A 17426-nucleotide genomic window follows, 5' to 3' on the forward strand; every position below is an offset into this window, starting at 1 on the left:
AACGTGTGGATCTCGCTGAAAAACTGTGGACAACTAGCCCCTTGTGAATATCCCCGTCGCTCATACCGGTGACTCCCGGGAGCACCCCTTCCGCTACGCACAGTGACGGTTCAGAGTGGTGTGAAGCCGCCGCCGACGAAGCCGTCAGGAAGGGAGAAGGATCATCATGAGCTCTGTCCGAGAGCCGAAAATGCGTCCGGACATGCGACGACCCCCGCCGGGGGGGAGAGCGGGGGTCGTCTCTCCGGCCGACTCGGGGGGGGAGGAGCCGGACCGGGTTAGCACGGTCGCGAACGATCCGTGACTTCCATGGTGTACCCGAGAGCCTTCTCAGGCAAACCCACACGCCCGAGCGTACGCCGAATGGCGGGCACCTATGCTCTGCTCGTGGAAAACCACTCCTTGCCTCGCGCAGCTGCCTTCTTTGATCTGGACAAGACGGTCATTGCGAAGTCGTCGACGCTGACCTTCAGCAAGTCCTTCTACCAAGGCGGCCTGATCAACCGACGGGCCGTACTGCGGACCGCCTATGCCCAGTTCGTTTTTCTCGCCGGCGGCGCCGACCACGACCAGATGGAGCGGATGCGGCAGTACCTGTCCGCCCTCTGCAAGGGGTGGAACGTGCAGCTGGTGAAGGAGATCGTCGCGGAGACCCTCCACGACCTGATCGATCCGATCATCTACGACGAAGCGGCGTCCCTCATCGAGGAACACCACACCGCCGGCCGCGACGTCGTGATCGTGTCCACTTCGGGCGCGGAGGTGGTCGAGCCGATCGGCGAGCTGCTCGGTGCGGACCGGGTGGTGGCGACCCGCATGGTGGTCGGTGACGACGGCTGCTTCACCGGTGATGTGGAGTACTACGCCTACGGGCCGACCAAGGCCGAGGCGGTCAAGGAGCTCGCCGCCTCCGAGGGGTACGACCTCGACCGTTGCTACGCCTACAGCGATTCGATCACCGATGTACCGATGCTGTCGTCCGTCGGCCATCCGTACGCGGTGAACCCCGACCGGGCGCTGCGGCGTGAAGCCGTCAGCCGCGGCTGGCCTGTTCTTGTCTTCAACCGACCGGTGCGGCTGAAGCAGCGGATCCCCGCTTTCTCCCTGCCGCCGCGCCCCGCCCTCGTCGCCGCGGCGGCGGTGGGTGCGGCGGCCGCCACCGCCGGTCTCGTCTGGTACGCCAGCCGACGCCGGAGTGCGGCAGCTGCGGCTGCCCAGGCCGCTGCGGCCGGTGTGATGGACCGAGTCATCGACCGCGCCTCAGAACGCTTCGCCCGTATTTGAACCCAAAAGTAAAGAACCGCAGCTTGGGCTTCCGCTTCCTTGCGGGCAGGAGTAAAAAGGAGTCAACGGCCCGCGAGACCTAGGACATCCGAGAGGATCACCCAATAACGCATGAAGGCCCCACGGACCGAGCATGAAAACTGAGCACCCACGCGACGTCGACCCGTCGATTACGGGCCAGCCGCACCAGGTGACGGGCAGAAGTTCCCGACCTGATGGGCACTATCTCGAGGACGCTTGGTAACTCGGTGGACATGCCAGCGGCGGTACCAATACCGGTACCGCCGCAACCCTGTTCAGGGCCTTTCGAGCCTGCGCCCACGGACGCCGCAGCGTCCGGGACCGCCCAGGCCGCCCCGCTCAAGCCCCGCCCCGCTCAAGCACTCCAGCCACGCACTGGATCGCTCAAGCCCCGCGCTCATGCGCTCAAGCCGCGCCTCGCTGAAGCGCCTCGCACACCGCGGTGGACTCCCTGACACCCAGCTCCACGGACCGCCCGCAATGGGCGATCCAGGCCGCCATGCCCTCGGGGGTACCGGAGCGATAGCCGTCGAAGGCCGCGACATAGGCCGCGCGCCCCTGCTCGGCATGCCCGACCTCCGCAGGGCAGATCGACTTGGGATCAAGACCGCTGCCGATCAGCACGATCCGTTCGGCGGTGCGAGCCACCAGGCCGTTGAAGGTGCCGAAGGGACGGAGCGCCAGGAGTTCCCCGTGCACGACGGCGGCGGTGACCAGCGCGGGCGCCGAGCTGCCGGAGATGATCAGTTCGGCAAGTCCGTCCAGCCGTCCGTTCACCTCGCCCGCCTCCGGCATCGGCGCCTCGATCAGCGGCTCGTCCACCGGCTCGCCGGCCAGCCGGGGCCGCCCCACGGTCTCGTCGTCACCGGCACCACTCGCCGCGACCAGATGCAGCCGGGCCAGCACTCGGATCGGTGACTGCCGCCACACAGAAAGGAGTTGCCCCGCCTCGGCGGTCAGCCGCAGTGCGGCGCCGACCGTTCGCGCCTCCGGCTCGACGCCGAAGTCGGTGCGCCTGCGGACCTCTTCGAGCGCCCAGTCGGCGCCGGAGAGCGCCGCCGAAGCACGCGCGCCGCGCAGCGCCGCCTCCGAGGTGACCTCGGTGCTGCGCCGCCGCATGACCCGGTGACCGTAGACCCGGTCGACCGCCTTGCGTACGGAATCAACGGCGTCGGGGACACCCGGCAGGGAGCCGAGGGCGGCAAGGGGGTCGACCGACGAGGCATTCGTACTCATAAGTAGCGAGGCTACGCGCCATCGGCGTACGCCCCACCTTGGAGTGGTCTTCTTCACGCACTTCGACCACAGCGCGCGATAGAGCCACTACGGTAGGTGAACATGAAGATCGCTTTCGTAGGGAAGGGCGGCAGCGGAAAGACCACGCTGTCGTCGCTGTTCATTCGCCACCTGGCCGCCAATGAGGCCCATGTGGTGGCCGTCGACGCCGACATCAACCAGCATCTGGGGGCCGCGCTCGGTCTCGACGAGGCGGAGGCGGCCGCCCTGCCCGCCATGGGCGCGCACCTCTCCTTGATCAAGGACTACCTGAGGGGTTCCAACCCCCGCATCGCCTCCGCGGAGACGATGATCAAGACCACGCCCCCGGGAGAGGGCTCGCGTCTGCTGCGCGTGAACGAGGACAACCCCGTCTACGACGCCTGTGCGCGCGTCGTGCATCTCGACGACGGGGACATCCGGCTGATGGCGACCGGACCGTTCACGGAGTCGGACCTCGGGGTGTCCTGCTACCACTCCAAGGTCGGCGCGGTGGAGCTCTGTCTGAATCACCTCGTCGACGGCCGCGACGACTACGTGGTGGTCGACATGACGGCCGGCTCGGATTCCTTCGCGTCCGGGATGTTCACCCGTTTCGACATGACATTCCTGGTGGCCGAGCCCACCCGCAAGGGGGTGTCCGTCTATCGCCAGTACAAGGAGTACGCACGGGACTTCGGCATCGAGCTGAAGGTCGTGGGCAACAAAGTGCAGGGCCCGGACGATGTGGACTTCCTGCGGGACGAGGTGGGCGACGACCTGCTGATCACCGTCGGCCACTCCGACTGGGTGCGCGGGATGGAGAAGGGCCGGCAGTCTCCTTTCGAACTGCTCGAGGCGGACAACCGCATGTCCCTCCAGGCACTGCAGAACGCCGCGGAGGACACGTACGACAACCGCGATTGGGAGCGCTACACGCGCCAGATGGTGCACTTCCATCTCAAGAACGCGGAGAGCTGGGGGAACGCGAAGACAGGGGCCGACCTGGCGGCGCAGGTCGACCCCTCCTTCGTGCTCCATGAGCACGCCGCCGACGTCAGTGCTGCTCTGCCTGCTTGACCTTGGCGCCGGGTGCGGCCTGGGCGGAGGGCTGGGTGGCCAGGAAGGCCGCCCAGCCGTTCTTCGGCTTCTGGCCGACCTTGAGGGTGCGCATCTTCTCCAGGACCTTCGGGTCCTGGACGTCCAGCCAGTCCGCGAGCTGGCGGAAGGACACGCACCTCACGTCCTTCTTCACACAGACCGTGGCGATCGTGTCCTCGACGGCGCGCATGTAGGTGCCGCCGTTCCAGGACTCGAAGTGGTTGCCGATGATCAATGGGGCACGGTTGCCCTCGTAGGCGCGGTCGAAGGCCTTGACCAGGCCGTCACGCATCTGCTTTCCCCAGTATTCGTGCTTGGAGGGGTCGCCCTTCGAGGTCGTCCCCGACTGGTTGACCATGAAGTTGTAGTCCATGGCCAGCGTCTCGAAGGCACGGCCGGGGACCGGGACCATCTGGAGTGAGAGGTCCCACAGACCGAGCTCCTTCTTGGGCCAGATCTGGTCGTTGACCCCGCTGGTGTCGTAGCGCATACCCAACTCGCTGGCGGCGCGGACGAAGTTCTTCCGGCCTTCCAGGCAGGGGGTGCGGGCGCCGATGAGCTCCTTGTCGTAGTCGAAGGGCAGCGGGGGCTCGTTCTTCAGGCCCGCGTTGGTCTTCCAGTTCTTCACGAACGACTTGGCCTGGCTGAGTTCGCTCTTCCACTCGGCGACGGACCAGTTGCCCACACCGCCGTCCTTGCCGCAGAAGTGGCCGTTGAAGTGGGTGCCCACCTCGTTGCCCTCTAGCCAGGCGCCGCGCAGTTCGCGCACGGTGTCCTTGATGCCTTCGATGTCATTGAAGCCGATGTCGGAGCGCCCGGCCGCGTGCTGCGGCGGGTCGTACATCGTCGCCTTCTCCTCCGGCAGGAGGTACACGCCACTGAGGAAGTAGGTCATCGTGGCGTCGTACTTCTCGGCGACACGGCGGAAGTGGGAGAACAGCTTCTGGCTGTCCTCCCCCGCCCCGTCCCACGAGAACACCACGAACTGCGGCGGCTTCTCACCGGGCTTCATCCGCTCCGGCTCGAGCAGACCGGGCTGGGCGCCGGTGAAGGCCGTGGAGCCGTCGCCGATCAGGCGCACCGCGCTCTGGGGGCCAGGGGCAGCCTTCTTGGCACCGGGCGTGCCCTGGTGCCCGCTCTCGTCGGGGCCGGAGCAGCCCGCGAGTCCCGCGATCAGCGCCGTGACGGCTGCGCCGACGGCGACCCGCTGTGTGGCGGCCTTCATCCGTCCACCCTCTTTCGTATGACTTTGTGTTTTTACGACCGGCGTCGATGGCGCCGACAAAGTCGCATCGGGGTGGCGATGGAGAGGGTGCGACGAGCCGCATTCAAAGGATTAATCACTGGCACGGGTGAAAGATTGCCCTATTTGCCCCGGAAATAATGCCGCAGTCTTTACTCTCCATTACGATCCATTTACCGAGAGTTGAGAATCCCGCCACTGCACGCCGTGACCCACGGCCGCGTCCCCACATTCCGCGACCGCGCTGCCCCGGAGGAGACGGGAAACATGTCTGCCTGCGTCCCCACTCGCACCGACGACCCTTCTCGCAAGAAGCCGAAGTACCGGAAGAACAGGAAGTCCCGCACCGCGCGGGAGAAGCCCGTGCCCCACGCATCCGCCCAGGACGGCGGGTCCGCGCCCCCCGGACCCGACAGTCCGCACAGCCAGCCCCCGCCCGGTGAAGGCGGCCGCCGCTTCCGCATCGCGGGTGCCGATCTGTCCGCGTCGGTCGCCGTGTTCCTGATCGCGCTGCCGCTCTCCCTCGGCATCGCACTCGCCACCGGCGCACCCCTCCAGGCGGGGCTCGTGGCGGCCGCCGTCGGCGGCCTCGTGGCGGGACGGCTGGGCGGGGCCCCGCTCCAGGTCAGCGGGCCCGCCGCCGGCCTGACCGTCGTCACCGCCGATCTGATCCATCAGTACGGTTGGCGCGTCACCTGCGCCATCACCGTCGTCGCCGGCTTCGCCCAAGTCGGCCTTGCCGCTCTGCGCGTGGCCCGTTCGGCGCTCGCCGTCAGCCCCGCGATCGTGCACGGCATGCTCGCAGGCATCGGCGTCACGATCGCCCTGGCACAACTGCACATCGTGCTCGGCGGCACCCCGCAGAGCTCCGCCATCGCCAATGTCGGTGCGCTGCCCGCACAGTTGGCCGACCTCCATCCGGCCGCGCTCTCCGTGAGCGTCCTGACCGTCGTCATCCTGCTGGCATGGCCGCGGATCCCCGGGCCTGCGGGCCGGATCGTCCGGAAGATCCCTGCTGCCCTCGCCGCCGTCGCGGCCGCGACCACCCTCGCCGTGATCGCCGGGCTGCGCCTGCCGCTGGTGGACCTGCCGTCGTGGAGCAGTCATGCCCTGCCCGCGCTGCCGGACGGCCCCGTGCTGGGCCTCATCGCCGCCGTCCTGACCATCACCCTCGTCGGCAGCGTGGAGTCACTGCTCTCCGCCGTGGCGGTGGACAAGCTGGTGGCCGCCCGCAAACAGCCCACCGTCCGCATCCCGCGCGCCGACCTCGACCGGGAGCTGGCCGGTCAGGGCGCTGCCAACGTCCTGTCCGGGGCGCTCGGCGGCCTGCCGATCACCGGAGTCGCGGTACGCAGTTCGGCGAATGTGTCCGCCGGCGCCGTCAGCCGCAACTCCACGATGCTGCACGGTCTGTGGATCGTGCTCGCGGCGCTGCTGCTCGTACCCGTACTCGATCTGATTCCGCTGGCCGCCCTCGCCGCCCTGGTGATGGTCGTGGGCGTCCAGATGGTCAAGGTCACCCATCTGCGCAGCGTGCGGCAGAACCGCGAGATGCTGGTGTACGCGGCCACGTCGATCGCGGTCGTCCTCACCGGAGTTCTGGAGGGTGTCGCGATCGGGATCGCCATGGCGGTCGCTGTCGCTCTGCACCGGCTGACCAGGACGCGTATCACCGTCGAGGAGCAGGGCGAGGAGCATGCGCGTTCGCACCGGGTGCGGGTACGCGGGCAGTTGACCTTCCTCGCCGTCCCCCGGCTGAGCCGGATGCTGGGCCAGGTGCCGCACGGGGAGCCCTGTGTGGTCGAGCTGGACGGGTCGTACATGGACCATGCCGCGTACGAGGCGCTGCACGACTGGCAGGCCTCCCATGTCGCGCAGGGCGGCACGGTGGAGTTCACCGGCCGGGCCGGAGGCCGGATCAGCGAAGCCGCCTCCCAGACCCACGGCTGTTGCCGTCCCTGGACCCCGTGGCGCAATCACCACTGCGACACCCGCACCCGGCGCGCCTCGATGCACCAACTGGCCCACGGCCTCAGCTCCTTCCAGCGCAACACCGCTCCGCTGGTGCGCGATGAACTGGCCCGGCTGGCCCGCGAGGGTCAGCAGCCCTCGCAGCTCTTCCTGACCTGCGCGGACTCCCGCCTGGTCACCAGCATGATCACGGCCAGCGGGCCCGGTGATCTGTTCACCGTGCGCAATGTCGGGAACCTGGTGCCGCTGCCCGGGGAGGAGAGCGGGGACGACTCCGTAGCGGCCGCCATCGAGTACGCCGTGGACGTGCTGAAAGTCAGCTCCATCACGGTCTGCGGACACTCGGGCTGCGGCGCGATGCAGGCCCTGCTGAGCGCGACGGACGACGGAGGACGCACCCCGCTGCGGCGGTGGCTGCGGCACGGTCAGCCGAGCCTGGAGCGGATGCGCAGCCGGCATCGCACCTGGGCGAGGATCTCCGGGCGGCTGCCCGCGGATGCGGTGGAGCAGCTCTGTCTGACCAATGTGGTGCAGCAGTTGGAGCATCTGAAGGCCCACGAGGGCGTGGCGCGGCGCATCGCCGAAGGTTCGCTGGAGCTGCACGGCATGTACTTCCATGTCGGCGAGGCACAGGCGTATCTCCTCGCCAACAGTGACGACCACGAGGTCGAGGCGGTCTTCGACCGGGTCGCCCCCACCCCGTCGTCGCTGACCGAGACGCGCGCCTGAACCAATCCCCCACCCCGTCCGTGAGAACGTATGGCCCCTCCTTCCCGCCGCCCGGGAAGGAGGGGCCGCCCAACAGGCGCCCCAGGCCCATAGGTCTAAACCAATCTCCGGAAGGCCCTTGTCACCCGGCCATCTGGCTGATGAGCTATGGCCTGGGACACATAGGCACATAGGACGCCCTGGGAAAGGGAGATGTCGTGAGCAACGAAAGCCTGGCCAACCTGCTCAAGGAAGAGCGGCGGTTCGCGCCGCCGACCGAGCTGGCCGCGCACGCCAACGTGACGGCGGAGGCGTACGAGCAGGCCGAGGCGGACAGGCTTGGCTTCTGGGCCGAGCAGGCACGGAGGCTGACTTGGGCCACCGAGCCGACCGAGACCCTCGACTGGAGCAACCCGCCCTTCGCGAAGTGGTTCGCGGACGGCAAACTCAACGTCGCGTACAACTGCGTGGACCGTCATGTCGAAGCCGGCAACGGCGACCGTGTCGCGCTCCACTTCGAGGGCGAGCCCGGCGACAGCCGTTCCGTCACCTACGCGGAGCTCAAGGACGAGGTCTCGCGCGCCGCGAACGCGCTCACCGAACTGGGCGTGCAGAAGGGCGACCGCGTCGCCGTCTACCTCCCGATGATCCCCGAGGCCGTCGTGGCCATGCTGGCCTGTGCCCGCATCGGTGCCGCGCACTCGGTGGTCTTCGGCGGTTTCTCCGCCGACGCCGTCGCCTCCCGCATCCAGGACGCGGACGCGAAGCTGGTCATCACCTCCGACGGCGGCTACCGCCGGGGCAAGCCGAGCGCGCTCAAGCCCGCCATCGACGACGCCGTCGCCCGGTGCCCGCAGGTCGAGCATGTGCTGGTGGTGCGGCGTACCGGCCAGGACACCGACTTCACCGAGGGCCGGGACGTGTGGTGGCACGACATCGTCGGCCGCCAGTCCGCCGAGCACATCCCGGAGGCGTTCGACGCGGAGCACCCGCTCTTCATCCTCTACACCTCCGGCACGACCGGTAAGCCGAAGGGCATCCTGCACACCTCCGGCGGCTACCTGACCCAGGCCGCGTACACCCACAACGCCGTCTTCGACCTCAAGCCGGAGTCGGACGTCTACTGGTGCACCGCGGACATCGGCTGGGTGACCGGCCACTCGTACATCGTGTACGGGCCGCTCGCCAACGGCGCCACCCAGGTGATGTACGAGGGCACGCCCGACACCCCGCACCAGGGCCGGTTCTGGGAGATCGTGCAGAAGTACGGCGTCACGATCCTCTACACGGCGCCGACCGCGATCCGCACCTTCATGAAGTGGGGCGAGGACATCCCCGCCAAGTTCGACCTGTCCAGCCTGCGTGTCCTCGGATCGGTCGGCGAGCCGATCAACCCGGAGGCATGGATCTGGTACCGGGAGAACATCGGCGCAGGCAAGACGCCCATCGTCGACACCTGGTGGCAGACGGAGACCGGCGCGATGATGATCTCGCCGCTGCCGGGCGTCACCGAGACCAAGCCCGGATCGGCGCAGCGGGCGCTGCCCGGCATCTCCGCGACCGTCGTCGACGACGAAGCCAACGAGGTGCCGAACGGCGGTGGCGGCTATCTCGTCCTCACCGAGCCGTGGCCGTCGATGCTGCGCACCATCTGGGGCGACGACCAGCGGTTCATCGACACGTACTGGTCGCGTTTCGAGGGCAAGTACTTCGCCGGTGACGGTGCCAAGAAGGACGACGACGGCGATATCTGGCTGCTCGGCCGGGTGGACGACGTGATGCTGGTGTCCGGCCACAACATCTCGACGACCGAGGTGGAGTCGGCTCTGGTCTCGCACCCGAAGGTCGCCGAGGCGGCGGTCGTGGGCGCGAAGGACGAGACGACCGGGCAGGCGATCGCGGCGTTCGTGATCCTGCGCGGTACGGCGAGTGTGGACGAGGGCCTGGTCAACGAGCTGCGCAACCACGTCGCCTCGGTGCTCGGCCCGATCGCCAAGCCGAAGCGGATCCTGCCGGTGGCGGAGCTGCCGAAGACCCGTTCGGGCAAGATCATGCGCCGCCTGCTGCGTGATGTCGCCGAGAACCGCCAGCTCGGCGATGTCACGACGCTGACCGACTCGTCGGTCATGGAGCTGATCCAGACCCAGCTGCCGAGCGCGCCGTCCGAGGACTGATCACGCACCTCTCCCCCGGCCACCTCTGCGCACACCACCGCGCCTCACACCACTGAGCGGCGCGGACCGCACCACGACGGGCACCCGGCGACAGCGCGCCGGGTGCCCGTTCCGCGCCTGAAGTGCACTTCACCCCATATCGCCCCGGAGCCATATGGGTAAGGTGAGGGACGCGTCAACAACGCGACAAGAAAGACCAAGGTGCGCCGGGAAGTCTGGTCGGCAAGTGATGAGCCATGCCCGCCCGACCGGAGGTCCCTCTCGTGCCCGCGCCCCGCTCCCGTAAATTTCTCGGTCTGCTCCCCCTGCCCGAGCGCACCTACGTGGCGGACACGCTGCGAGCCGAGACCGTCGGCGGCGTGCTGCTCCTGATCGCCGCCGTCACCGCGCTGATCTGGGCCAACACACCTCTCGGCGACAGCTACGAAGCCGTACGGGACTTCCATCTGGGCCCCGCCTCGCTCGGCCTCGATCTCTCCGTCCAGCACTGGGCCGCCGACGGCCTTCTCGCGATCTTCTTCTTCGTCGCCGGCATCGAACTCAAGCGTGAACTCGTCGCCGGCGAACTGCGTGATCCCCGCGCCGCCGCCCTCCCGGTCATCGCCGCGCTGTGCGGAATGGCCGCCCCGGCCGCCGTGTATCTGATCGTCAACACGTCCGCCGGCGGATCCACCGACGGCTGGGCCGTCCCCACCGCCACCGACATCGCTTTCGCGCTCGCCGTCCTCGCGGTCATCGGCACCTCTCTGCCCTCCGCGCTGCGCGCCTTCCTCCTCACGCTGGCCGTCGTCGACGACCTGTTCGCCATCATGATCATCGCGATCTTCTTCACCAGCGATATCGACTTCGTCGCCCTCGGCGGTGCGGTGGTGGGACTGGCCGTCTTCTGGCTGCTGCTGAGGAACGGTGTGCGGGGCTGGTACGTGTACGTGCCGCTGGCCCTGGTCATCTGGGGGCTGATGTACAACAGCGGCGTCCACGCCACCATCGCCGGTGTGGCCATGGGCCTGATGCTCCGCTGCACCCGGCGCGACGGGGAGGAGCACTCCCCCGGCGAGAAGATCGAGCACATCGTGCGCCCGCTGTCGGCGGGACTCGCCGTACCGCTGTTCGCACTGTTCGCCGCCGGCGTGTCGGTCTCCGGCGGCTCGCTCACGGAGGTCTTCACCCGGCCCGAGACCCTCGGCGTCGTGCTCGGACTGGTGTTCGGCAAGGCGGTCGGCATCTTCGGCGGCACCTGGCTCGCGGCCCGCTTCACCCGGGCCGAACTCAACGACGACCTCGCCTGGCCGGACGTCTTCGCGGTGGCCTCCCTCGCCGGGATCGGCTTCACCGTCTCGCTGCTGATCGGTGAACTCGCCTTCGCCGAGGACCCGGTGCTCGCCGACGAGGTCAAGGCCGCCGTCCTGGTCGGCTCCCTGATCGCCGCCGTCCTGGCAGGAGTACTGCTCAAACTGCGGGTACGCAGATACCGGGCGCTGTGCGACGAGGAGGAGCGTGACGAGGACCAGGACGGCATCCCCGACATCTACGAACAGGACAATCCGGCCTACCACTTGCGCATGGCCGAGATCTACGAGAAGAAGGCCGCCGAACACCGTCGTCACGCCGAAGCGGCGGGGGTGTCGCGCGGTAACGGCGACAGTCCGGCATGATCTGAGTCGGACCACAGGAGAGAGGGAGCAGCGATGAGCGACCCCGGCAGCAGTGCCGAGCGCAGTCTCGGCCAGCTGGTCGCCTCGGCGACCGCCGAGATGTCCGCGCTGGTGCACGACGAGATCGCCCTGGCCAAGGCGGAACTGAGGCAGGACGTCAAGCGAGGTGCGGTCGGCGGCGCGGCCATCAGCGTGGCGGGCGTCTTCGCGCTCTTCTCGCTTCCGGTCTTCAGCTTCGCGGCCGCGTACGGAATCCACAACTGGGGGCTCGGCCTTGCCTGGTGCTTCCTGATCGTGGGCGGAGCGTTCCTGCTGCTCGCGGGAATTCTGGCGCTCCTGGCCGTCACCAAGTTCAAGAAGGTCAAGCCGCCGGAGAAGTCGATCGCCTCGGCCAAACAGACGGCGGCCGTACTCCAGAGCGTCAAGCCGCATCCGCGCGTGTCTCAGGACCAGATCTCCGCCTGACCCGGGCCGCCGCGGGACCGCTCAGCACGGGTCCCGCGGCGGAGCGGGCCGTCGTGGGCGCCGCTCCCGGGGAGGGCATGGCGAACGTGCCGTACTCGGGTATGGGACGCTCGTCTGCATGACGGCCCCTGACACCGGTACGGGCAGCCCCGTACGCATCGACGGTCCCTGGACCCATCGCGACGTGGCGGCCAATGGTGCGCGCTTCCACATCGCCGAGGTCGGCGACGGGCCGCTGGTGATGTTCCTCCACGGTTTTCCGCAGTTCTGGTGGACGTGGCGGCACCAGATGACGGCGCTCGCTGACGCGGGGTACCGGGCGGTGGCCATGGATCTGCGAGGCGTGGGAGGCAGCGACCGTACGCCGCGGGGTTACGACCCCGCGAACCTCGCGCTCGACATCACCGGGGTGGTGCGCTCCCTCGGCGAGCCGGACGCGGCACTGGTCGGGCACGATCTCGGCGGATACCTCGCATGGACCGCCGCGGTGATGCGGCCGAAGCTGGTGCGCAGGCTGGCCGTCTCCTCGATGCCGCATCCGCGCCGGTGGCGTTCGGCGATGCTCTCCGACTTCGCGCAGAGCCGGGCCGGGTCCTACGTCTGGGGCTTCCAGCGGCCGTGGCTGCCGGAGCGTCAGCTCGTCGCGGACGACGCGGCCTTGGTGGGCAAGCTGATCCAGGAGTGGTCCGGCCCGCAGCCTCCCGACGCGGACACGCTCGACGTGTACCGCCGGGCGATGAGCATTCCCTCGACGGCGCACTGCGCGGTCGAGCCGTACCGGTGGATGGTGCGCTCGCTCGCGCGGCCCGACGGGATCCAGTTCAACCGCCGGATGAAGCGGCCGGTCCGGGTGCCGACCCTGCATCTGCACGGCTCCCTGGACCCGGTGATGCGCACTCGCAGCGCGGCGGGCTCGGGTCAGTACGTCGAAGCCCCGTACCGCTGGCGGCTGTTCGACGGCCTCGGCCACTTTCCGCACGAGGAGGACCCGGTGGCCTTCTCCTCCGAACTCATCAACTGGCTGAAGGATCCCGAGCCCGACCGGTAGACCCTGCCGGCGGCCGGCATCGCGCTCGCCGGAACGCTTGCCTGAACGCCGGCCGGAACACTTGTCTGACGAACAGCCAAATGCCTGGCGCATAGGCCAATTGGCCGCTCCTGACACGGTTACCGACCATGGGGCACGGGCAGACGTCCCGGTATGGGCTGGACGCACGACTACGGTGACGCAGCACGCAACCGTCGCTCGGCCAATGGGCCGAACATTCATGACAGGGGTGGCCTGCAAGCGCAGGGCCATGATCACGCGGTACAAGGGATCGGGATTCCCCGCATCCTCCGGCGCCGCGCACGCTGGATGTCCGCCCGGCTGCGGCATACCCGCGGCTGACGCCGGCTCCACCGACACCGCTTTGCCGACATCGCTCCACCGACACCGCTGTGCCTGCACCGTCTGCGGCTACAGGCGCCTGCGGCTCGCAGCCACGGCGCCCCGCCGCTTTCCCAGGTGCGCGGGGCTCGCGGCCACACCGCTCGCCGCTACAGCGCGCAGTTCTGGCTGTCGACCTGCTGGTTGGCGGCCAGGCCGGCCCTGATGTCCGCGGCGATCTCGTCCACGGTCAGGGCGTAACCGGTGTTCGGGTCGTCCAGCGACCTGGCGAAGATGACGCCGGACACCGTGCCCTCGGGCGTGAGCAGCGGTCCGCCCGAGTTGCCCTGGCGGACGGTGGTGAACAGCGAGTACACGTCGCGTTGCACTGTGCCGCGCCGGTAGATGTCGGGGCCGTTGGCGTTGATCCGGCCGCGGACGCGGGCCGAGCGGACGTCGTACGCACCGTTCTCGGGGAAGCCGGCGACGATCGCGCTCTCCCCGCTGCGCGCGTCCGCGTCGGCGAACTGCAGCGGCCTGGCCTTCAGATCGGGCACGTCCAGGACCGCGATGTCGCGCTCCCAGTCGTAGAGCACGACGCGCGCGTCGTAGAGCCGGCCCTCGCCGCCTATCTGGACGGTCGGCTCGTCCACGCCGCCGACGACGTGCGCGTTGGTCATGACCCGCCGCTGGCCGAAGACGAAGCCCGTGCCTTCGAGCACCTTGCCGCAGCTCTGCGCCGTACCGACGACCTTGACGATGGACTGCTGGGCGCGGGCGGCGACCGGGCTGCCCGCGAGCGCCGGGTCCGGCGGACGGACCTCGGTGATGGGCTCGTTGGCGAACGGGCTGAAGACCTGCGGGAAGCCGTTCTGCGCGAGGATGGAGGAGAAGTCCGTGAACCAGGTGGACGCCTGCGGCGGCATCACGCGGGACACGCCGAGCAGCACCTTGGAGCTGCGGACTTCCTTGCCGAGTGTGGGCAGGGAGGTCCCGGCGAGGGCCGAGCCGATCAGCCAGGCGACCAGCAGCATCGCCACCACGTTGACCAGCGCGCCGCCGGTGGCGTCCAGGGCCCGGGCGGGTGACCAGGTGATGTACCGGCGCAGTTTGTTGCCGAGGTGCGTGGTGAAGGCCTGACCGACCGAGGCGCAGACGATCACGATGATGATCGCGACGATCGCGGCGGTGGTGGACACCTCGGAGTCGTTGGTCAGCTCACCCCAGAGCACGGGCAGCAGATACACCGCCACGAGTCCGCCTCCGAGGAAGCCGATCACGGACAGGATGCCGACGACGAAGCCCTGGCGATACCCGACGATTGCGAACCATACGGCGGCGACCAGCAACAAGATGTCGAGCACGTTCACCGTCATTAGCCTCGCAATTTCGTCGCCGGGTGGTCCGTCCCGGCACTGATGTCCCAGGGTCAGCCTGTCATGAGCGCCAGTCCAGAGGGACCTGCTTGCCGCGGTCCCACGGTCGTTCCCAGCCGGCGAAGTGCAGGATGCGGTCGATCACGCCGGCCGTGAAACCCCACACCAGGGCCCCTTCGACCAGAAATGCCGGACCTCGGTGCCCGCTGGGGTGCATCGTCGTCACGCGGTTCGCCGGATCCGTGAGATCCGCCACGGGCACGGTGAAGACGCGGGCCGTCTCCGCGGGGTCGACCGCGCCGACGGGGCTCGGGGTGCGCCACCAGCCCAGTACGGGTGTGACGACGAAACTGCTCACCGGGATGTAGAGCCTCGGCAGCACGCCGAAGATCTGGACACCTGACGGATCGAGCCCGGTCTCCTCCTCGGCTTCGCGCAGGGCCGCCCACAGGGGGCCGGTGGTCGCCGGATCGCCGTCCGCGGGATCCAGGGCGCCCCCCGGGAAGGAGGGCTGTCCCGCGTGCGAGCGCAGGCTGCCCGCCCGCTCCATCAGCAACAGCTCGGGGCCCGCCGGACCCTCGCCGAAGAGGATGAGGACGGCGGACTGCCGCCCGCTGCCGCTCTCGGGCGGCAGGAACCTGCTGAGCTGCTCGGGCCGGACGGTCTCGGCGGCGCGCACGACGGGGTCCAGCCACTCCGGCAGGCCGTCGCTGGTGACGGTCACATCGCCGCCGGACACACCGCTCTCGTACACGTCCTGGCCCCGGGTTCTGTCGTACGTCTCTTCTCCTGCGCGCATCCGCGGCACCCCCTCGCTCACAACGCGCCGGGGCGCTCGGATCGTTCCGCCGGGTGCCCGGCGGAGCGGACGGGGGGTGGCGTCACTCGCTCGCCCCCAGCGGCGGGGCCGGCTTGCCCGGATAGTCGGGCGGCGGACTCAGCCGCTGGCCGGGCTGACCGCCCATCTCGTACTTCAGGAGCTTCTTCGCCTTCTCCGGGTCGGTCTCGCCCTCCCCGTACGACGGGCACAGATGGGCGATCGGGCAGGCACCGCAGGCCGGCTTGCGGGAGTGGCAGATACGGCGGCCGTGGAAGATCACCCGGTGCGAGAGCATGGTCCACTCGGACTTCGGGAAGATCTCGGCGATCTCCGCCTCGACCTTCTCGGGATCCTCCTGCTCGGTCCACTTCCAGCGGCGCGCCAGCCGGCCGAAGTGGGTGTCGACGGTGAGGCCGGGGACGCCGAAGGCATTGCCGAGGACCACGAACGCGGTCTTGCGGCCCACGCCGGGGAGGCTGACCAGATCCTTGAGGTTGCCCGGGACCTCTCCCCCGAAGTTGTCCCTCAGCGCCACGGACAGGCCGATCAGTGCCTTGGTCTTGGCCCGGAAGAAGCCGGTGGGCCGGAGGATCTCCTCCAGCGTCTCCGGCTCGGCCGCCGCCACGTCCTCGGGGGTCGGGTACTTCGCGAACAGCGCGGGCGTCGTCTGGTTCACCCTCAGGTCCGTCGTCTGCGCGGACAGGACCGTGGCGACCAGCAGTTCGAAAGGATTGCGGAAGTCCAGCTCCGGATGGGCGTACGGATAGACGTCGGCGAGCTCGCGATTGATCCGGCGCGCACGGCGGACCATCGCCAGCCGGGATTCCGGTTTGGGTGGCTTTGCGGCTTTCCGGGCGCCACTCGGCGGCTGTTCGCCCACAGCGGAATTTTGCTTTCCGGACACTCTTCAAGCCCCCTTGGCCTGCGCTCTCACGGCGAATTGGACACCCGGTCAGCCTACGGGCCACCACTGACATCCGCCCCGCTCCCCGGTAATCAGACCCAATCGGGCCCCTGCCGCACGAACAGACGCTCCAGTGCGTCAAACTTGTTGTGACTGATCGCACGAATATTTACTTGCCAGGGGCCGGTCGCGACGACGCCGTCGTACGCGGGTGTCCCCCGGGTAGGCACGGTGCGGTCCGGCATCATGGGGGCCACGGTCCCTGAGCAGGTCGACAAGGAGAGAACTCGTGGACGACGTTCTGCGGCGCGCCCCGCTCTTCGCGGCGCTCGATGACGAGCAGGCCGCGGAGCTCCGCGCCTCGATGAGTGAGGTGACGCTCGCCCGGAGCGACGCCCTCTTCCACGAGGGCGACCCCGGCGACCGCCTCTACGTGGTCACCGAGGGGAAGGTCAAGCTCCACCGCACATCCCCCGACGGCCGCGAGAACATGCTCGCCGTCCTCGGCCCGGGCGAGCTCATCGGCGAACTGTCGCTGTTCGACCCGGGACCGCGCACCGCGACCGCCAGCGCGCTGACCGAGGTGAAGCTCCTCGGCCTCGGCCACGGCGATCTCCAGCCCTGGCTGAACGTCCGGCCCGAGGTGGCCACCGCGCTGCTGCGCGCCGTGGCCCGCAGGCTGCGCAAGACCAACGACCAGATGTCCGACCTCGTCTTCTCCGACGTGCCGGGCCGAGTCGCCCGCGCGCTCCTCGATCTGTCGCGCCGCTTCGGTGTGCAGTCGGAGGAGGGAATCCACGTCGTCCACGACCTGACCCAGGAAGAGCTGGCCCAGCTGGTCGGCGCCTCCCGCGAGACGGTGAACAAGGCGCTGGCCGACTTCGCGCAGCGCGGCTGGCTGCGGCTCGAGGCCCGCGCCGTGATCCTGCTGGACGTGGAGCGGCTCGCCAAGCGCTCGCGCTGACGCGCCGGCGGTACACGCACACCGGCGTACGCGCAGCACAGGCACACAGCAGTCGAAGGGCGCGCCTTCTCGACGTTCAGGATCTTGCCGCGGATCGGCAGGATCGCCTGGTACATC

Annotated in this window: 14 protein-coding genes; 9 read left to right on the top strand and 5 right to left on the bottom strand. The window is 69.0% G+C overall.

Annotation, left to right across the window (positions count from 1 at the left end):
- The first annotated feature begins 363 nt into the window (after nucleotides 1–363).
- On the top strand, nucleotides 364–1284 hold the full coding sequence (locus ABTX78_RS29135; protein ID WP_352209751.1) for an HAD family hydrolase: 921 nt from the start codon (nucleotides 364–366) through the stop codon (nucleotides 1282–1284).
- A gap of 426 nt (nucleotides 1285–1710) precedes the next feature.
- Here the strand turns inward: ABTX78_RS29135 and ABTX78_RS29140 are convergent, their stop codons facing one another.
- Nucleotides 1711–2541: a Fic family protein gene (locus ABTX78_RS29140; RefSeq protein WP_352209752.1), complete on the bottom strand. Its 831-nt coding sequence runs from the start codon at nucleotides 2539–2541 to the stop codon at nucleotides 1711–1713.
- A gap of 102 nt (nucleotides 2542–2643) precedes the next feature.
- Between ABTX78_RS29140 and ABTX78_RS29145 the strand changes: the two genes are divergently transcribed.
- Nucleotides 2644–3639 carry an ATP-binding protein gene (locus tag ABTX78_RS29145; RefSeq protein ID WP_352209753.1) on the top strand — a complete coding sequence of 332 codons (996 nt, stop codon included), beginning with the start codon at nucleotides 2644–2646 and terminating at the stop codon, nucleotides 3637–3639.
- On the opposite strand, the gene ABTX78_RS29150 is transcribed toward ABTX78_RS29145, so the two are convergent.
- Entirely contained in the window at nucleotides 3617–4885 is a 1269-nt protein-coding gene (locus tag ABTX78_RS29150; protein WP_352209754.1) for a polysaccharide deacetylase family protein, read from the bottom strand. The two genes, ABTX78_RS29145 and ABTX78_RS29150, sit on opposite strands and share 23 nt — an antisense overlap.
- Before the next feature lie 285 nt (nucleotides 4886–5170).
- On the opposite strand from ABTX78_RS29150, the gene ABTX78_RS29155 reads away from it, so the two are divergent.
- The 6 genes from ABTX78_RS29155 to ABTX78_RS29180 all read left to right on the top strand — a co-directional run bounded on the left by ABTX78_RS29155 (nucleotide 5171) and on the right by ABTX78_RS29180 (nucleotide 13266).
- Nucleotides 5171–7603: a SulP family inorganic anion transporter gene (locus tag ABTX78_RS29155; RefSeq protein ID WP_352209755.1), complete on the top strand. Its 2433-nt coding sequence runs from the start codon at nucleotides 5171–5173 to the stop codon at nucleotides 7601–7603.
- Between the two features lie 197 nt (nucleotides 7604–7800).
- A complete protein-coding gene (gene acs, locus ABTX78_RS29160) occupies nucleotides 7801–9756 on the top strand; it encodes an acetate--CoA ligase (protein ID WP_352209756.1) in 1956 nt (651 codons plus the stop codon).
- Nucleotides 9757–9992: 236 nt separating this feature from the next.
- On the top strand, nucleotides 9993–11411 hold the full coding sequence (gene nhaA, locus ABTX78_RS29165; protein ID WP_352209757.1) for a Na+/H+ antiporter NhaA: 1419 nt from the start codon (nucleotides 9993–9995) through the stop codon (nucleotides 11409–11411).
- A gap of 33 nt (nucleotides 11412–11444) precedes the next feature.
- The gene (locus ABTX78_RS29170) at nucleotides 11445–11876 is read left to right on the top strand and encodes a phage holin family protein (RefSeq protein WP_352209758.1); all 432 of its coding nucleotides are present in this window, start codon (nucleotides 11445–11447) and stop codon (nucleotides 11874–11876) included.
- Between the two features lie 118 nt (nucleotides 11877–11994).
- Nucleotides 11995–12924 carry an alpha/beta fold hydrolase gene (locus ABTX78_RS29175; RefSeq protein ID WP_352209759.1) on the top strand — a complete coding sequence of 310 codons (930 nt, stop codon included), beginning with the start codon at nucleotides 11995–11997 and terminating at the stop codon, nucleotides 12922–12924.
- A gap of 153 nt (nucleotides 12925–13077) precedes the next feature.
- On the top strand, nucleotides 13078–13266 hold the full coding sequence (locus tag ABTX78_RS29180) for a hypothetical protein (protein WP_313945014.1): 189 nt from the start codon (nucleotides 13078–13080) through the stop codon (nucleotides 13264–13266).
- Nucleotides 13267–13415: 149 nt separating this feature from the next.
- Here ABTX78_RS29180 and ABTX78_RS29185 read toward each other — a convergent pair whose 3' ends face one another.
- From ABTX78_RS29185 to nth, 3 genes are all read right to left on the bottom strand, one after another.
- Entirely contained in the window at nucleotides 13416–14615 is a 1200-nt protein-coding gene (locus ABTX78_RS29185) for a MarP family serine protease (RefSeq protein ID WP_352209760.1), read from the bottom strand.
- A gap of 67 nt (nucleotides 14616–14682) precedes the next feature.
- Nucleotides 14683–15420 (bottom strand): NUDIX hydrolase, encoded by a 738-nt coding sequence (locus ABTX78_RS29190; protein ID WP_352209761.1) that lies wholly within the window; start codon nucleotides 15418–15420, stop codon nucleotides 14683–14685.
- Between the two features lie 82 nt (nucleotides 15421–15502).
- The gene (gene nth, locus ABTX78_RS29195) at nucleotides 15503–16321 is read right to left on the bottom strand and encodes an endonuclease III (RefSeq protein ID WP_352209762.1); all 819 of its coding nucleotides are present in this window, start codon (nucleotides 16319–16321) and stop codon (nucleotides 15503–15505) included.
- A 313-nt stretch (nucleotides 16322–16634) separates the two neighbouring features.
- Between nth and ABTX78_RS29200 the strand changes: the two genes are divergently transcribed.
- The gene (locus ABTX78_RS29200) at nucleotides 16635–17309 is read left to right on the top strand and encodes a Crp/Fnr family transcriptional regulator (protein ID WP_313945018.1); all 675 of its coding nucleotides are present in this window, start codon (nucleotides 16635–16637) and stop codon (nucleotides 17307–17309) included.
- Nucleotides 17310–17426 lie beyond the last annotated feature (117 nt).

It is taken from the genome of Streptomyces sp. NPDC096193 (assembly GCF_040302905.1).
Classification (GTDB): Bacteria; Actinomycetota; Actinomycetes; order Streptomycetales; family Streptomycetaceae; genus Streptomyces.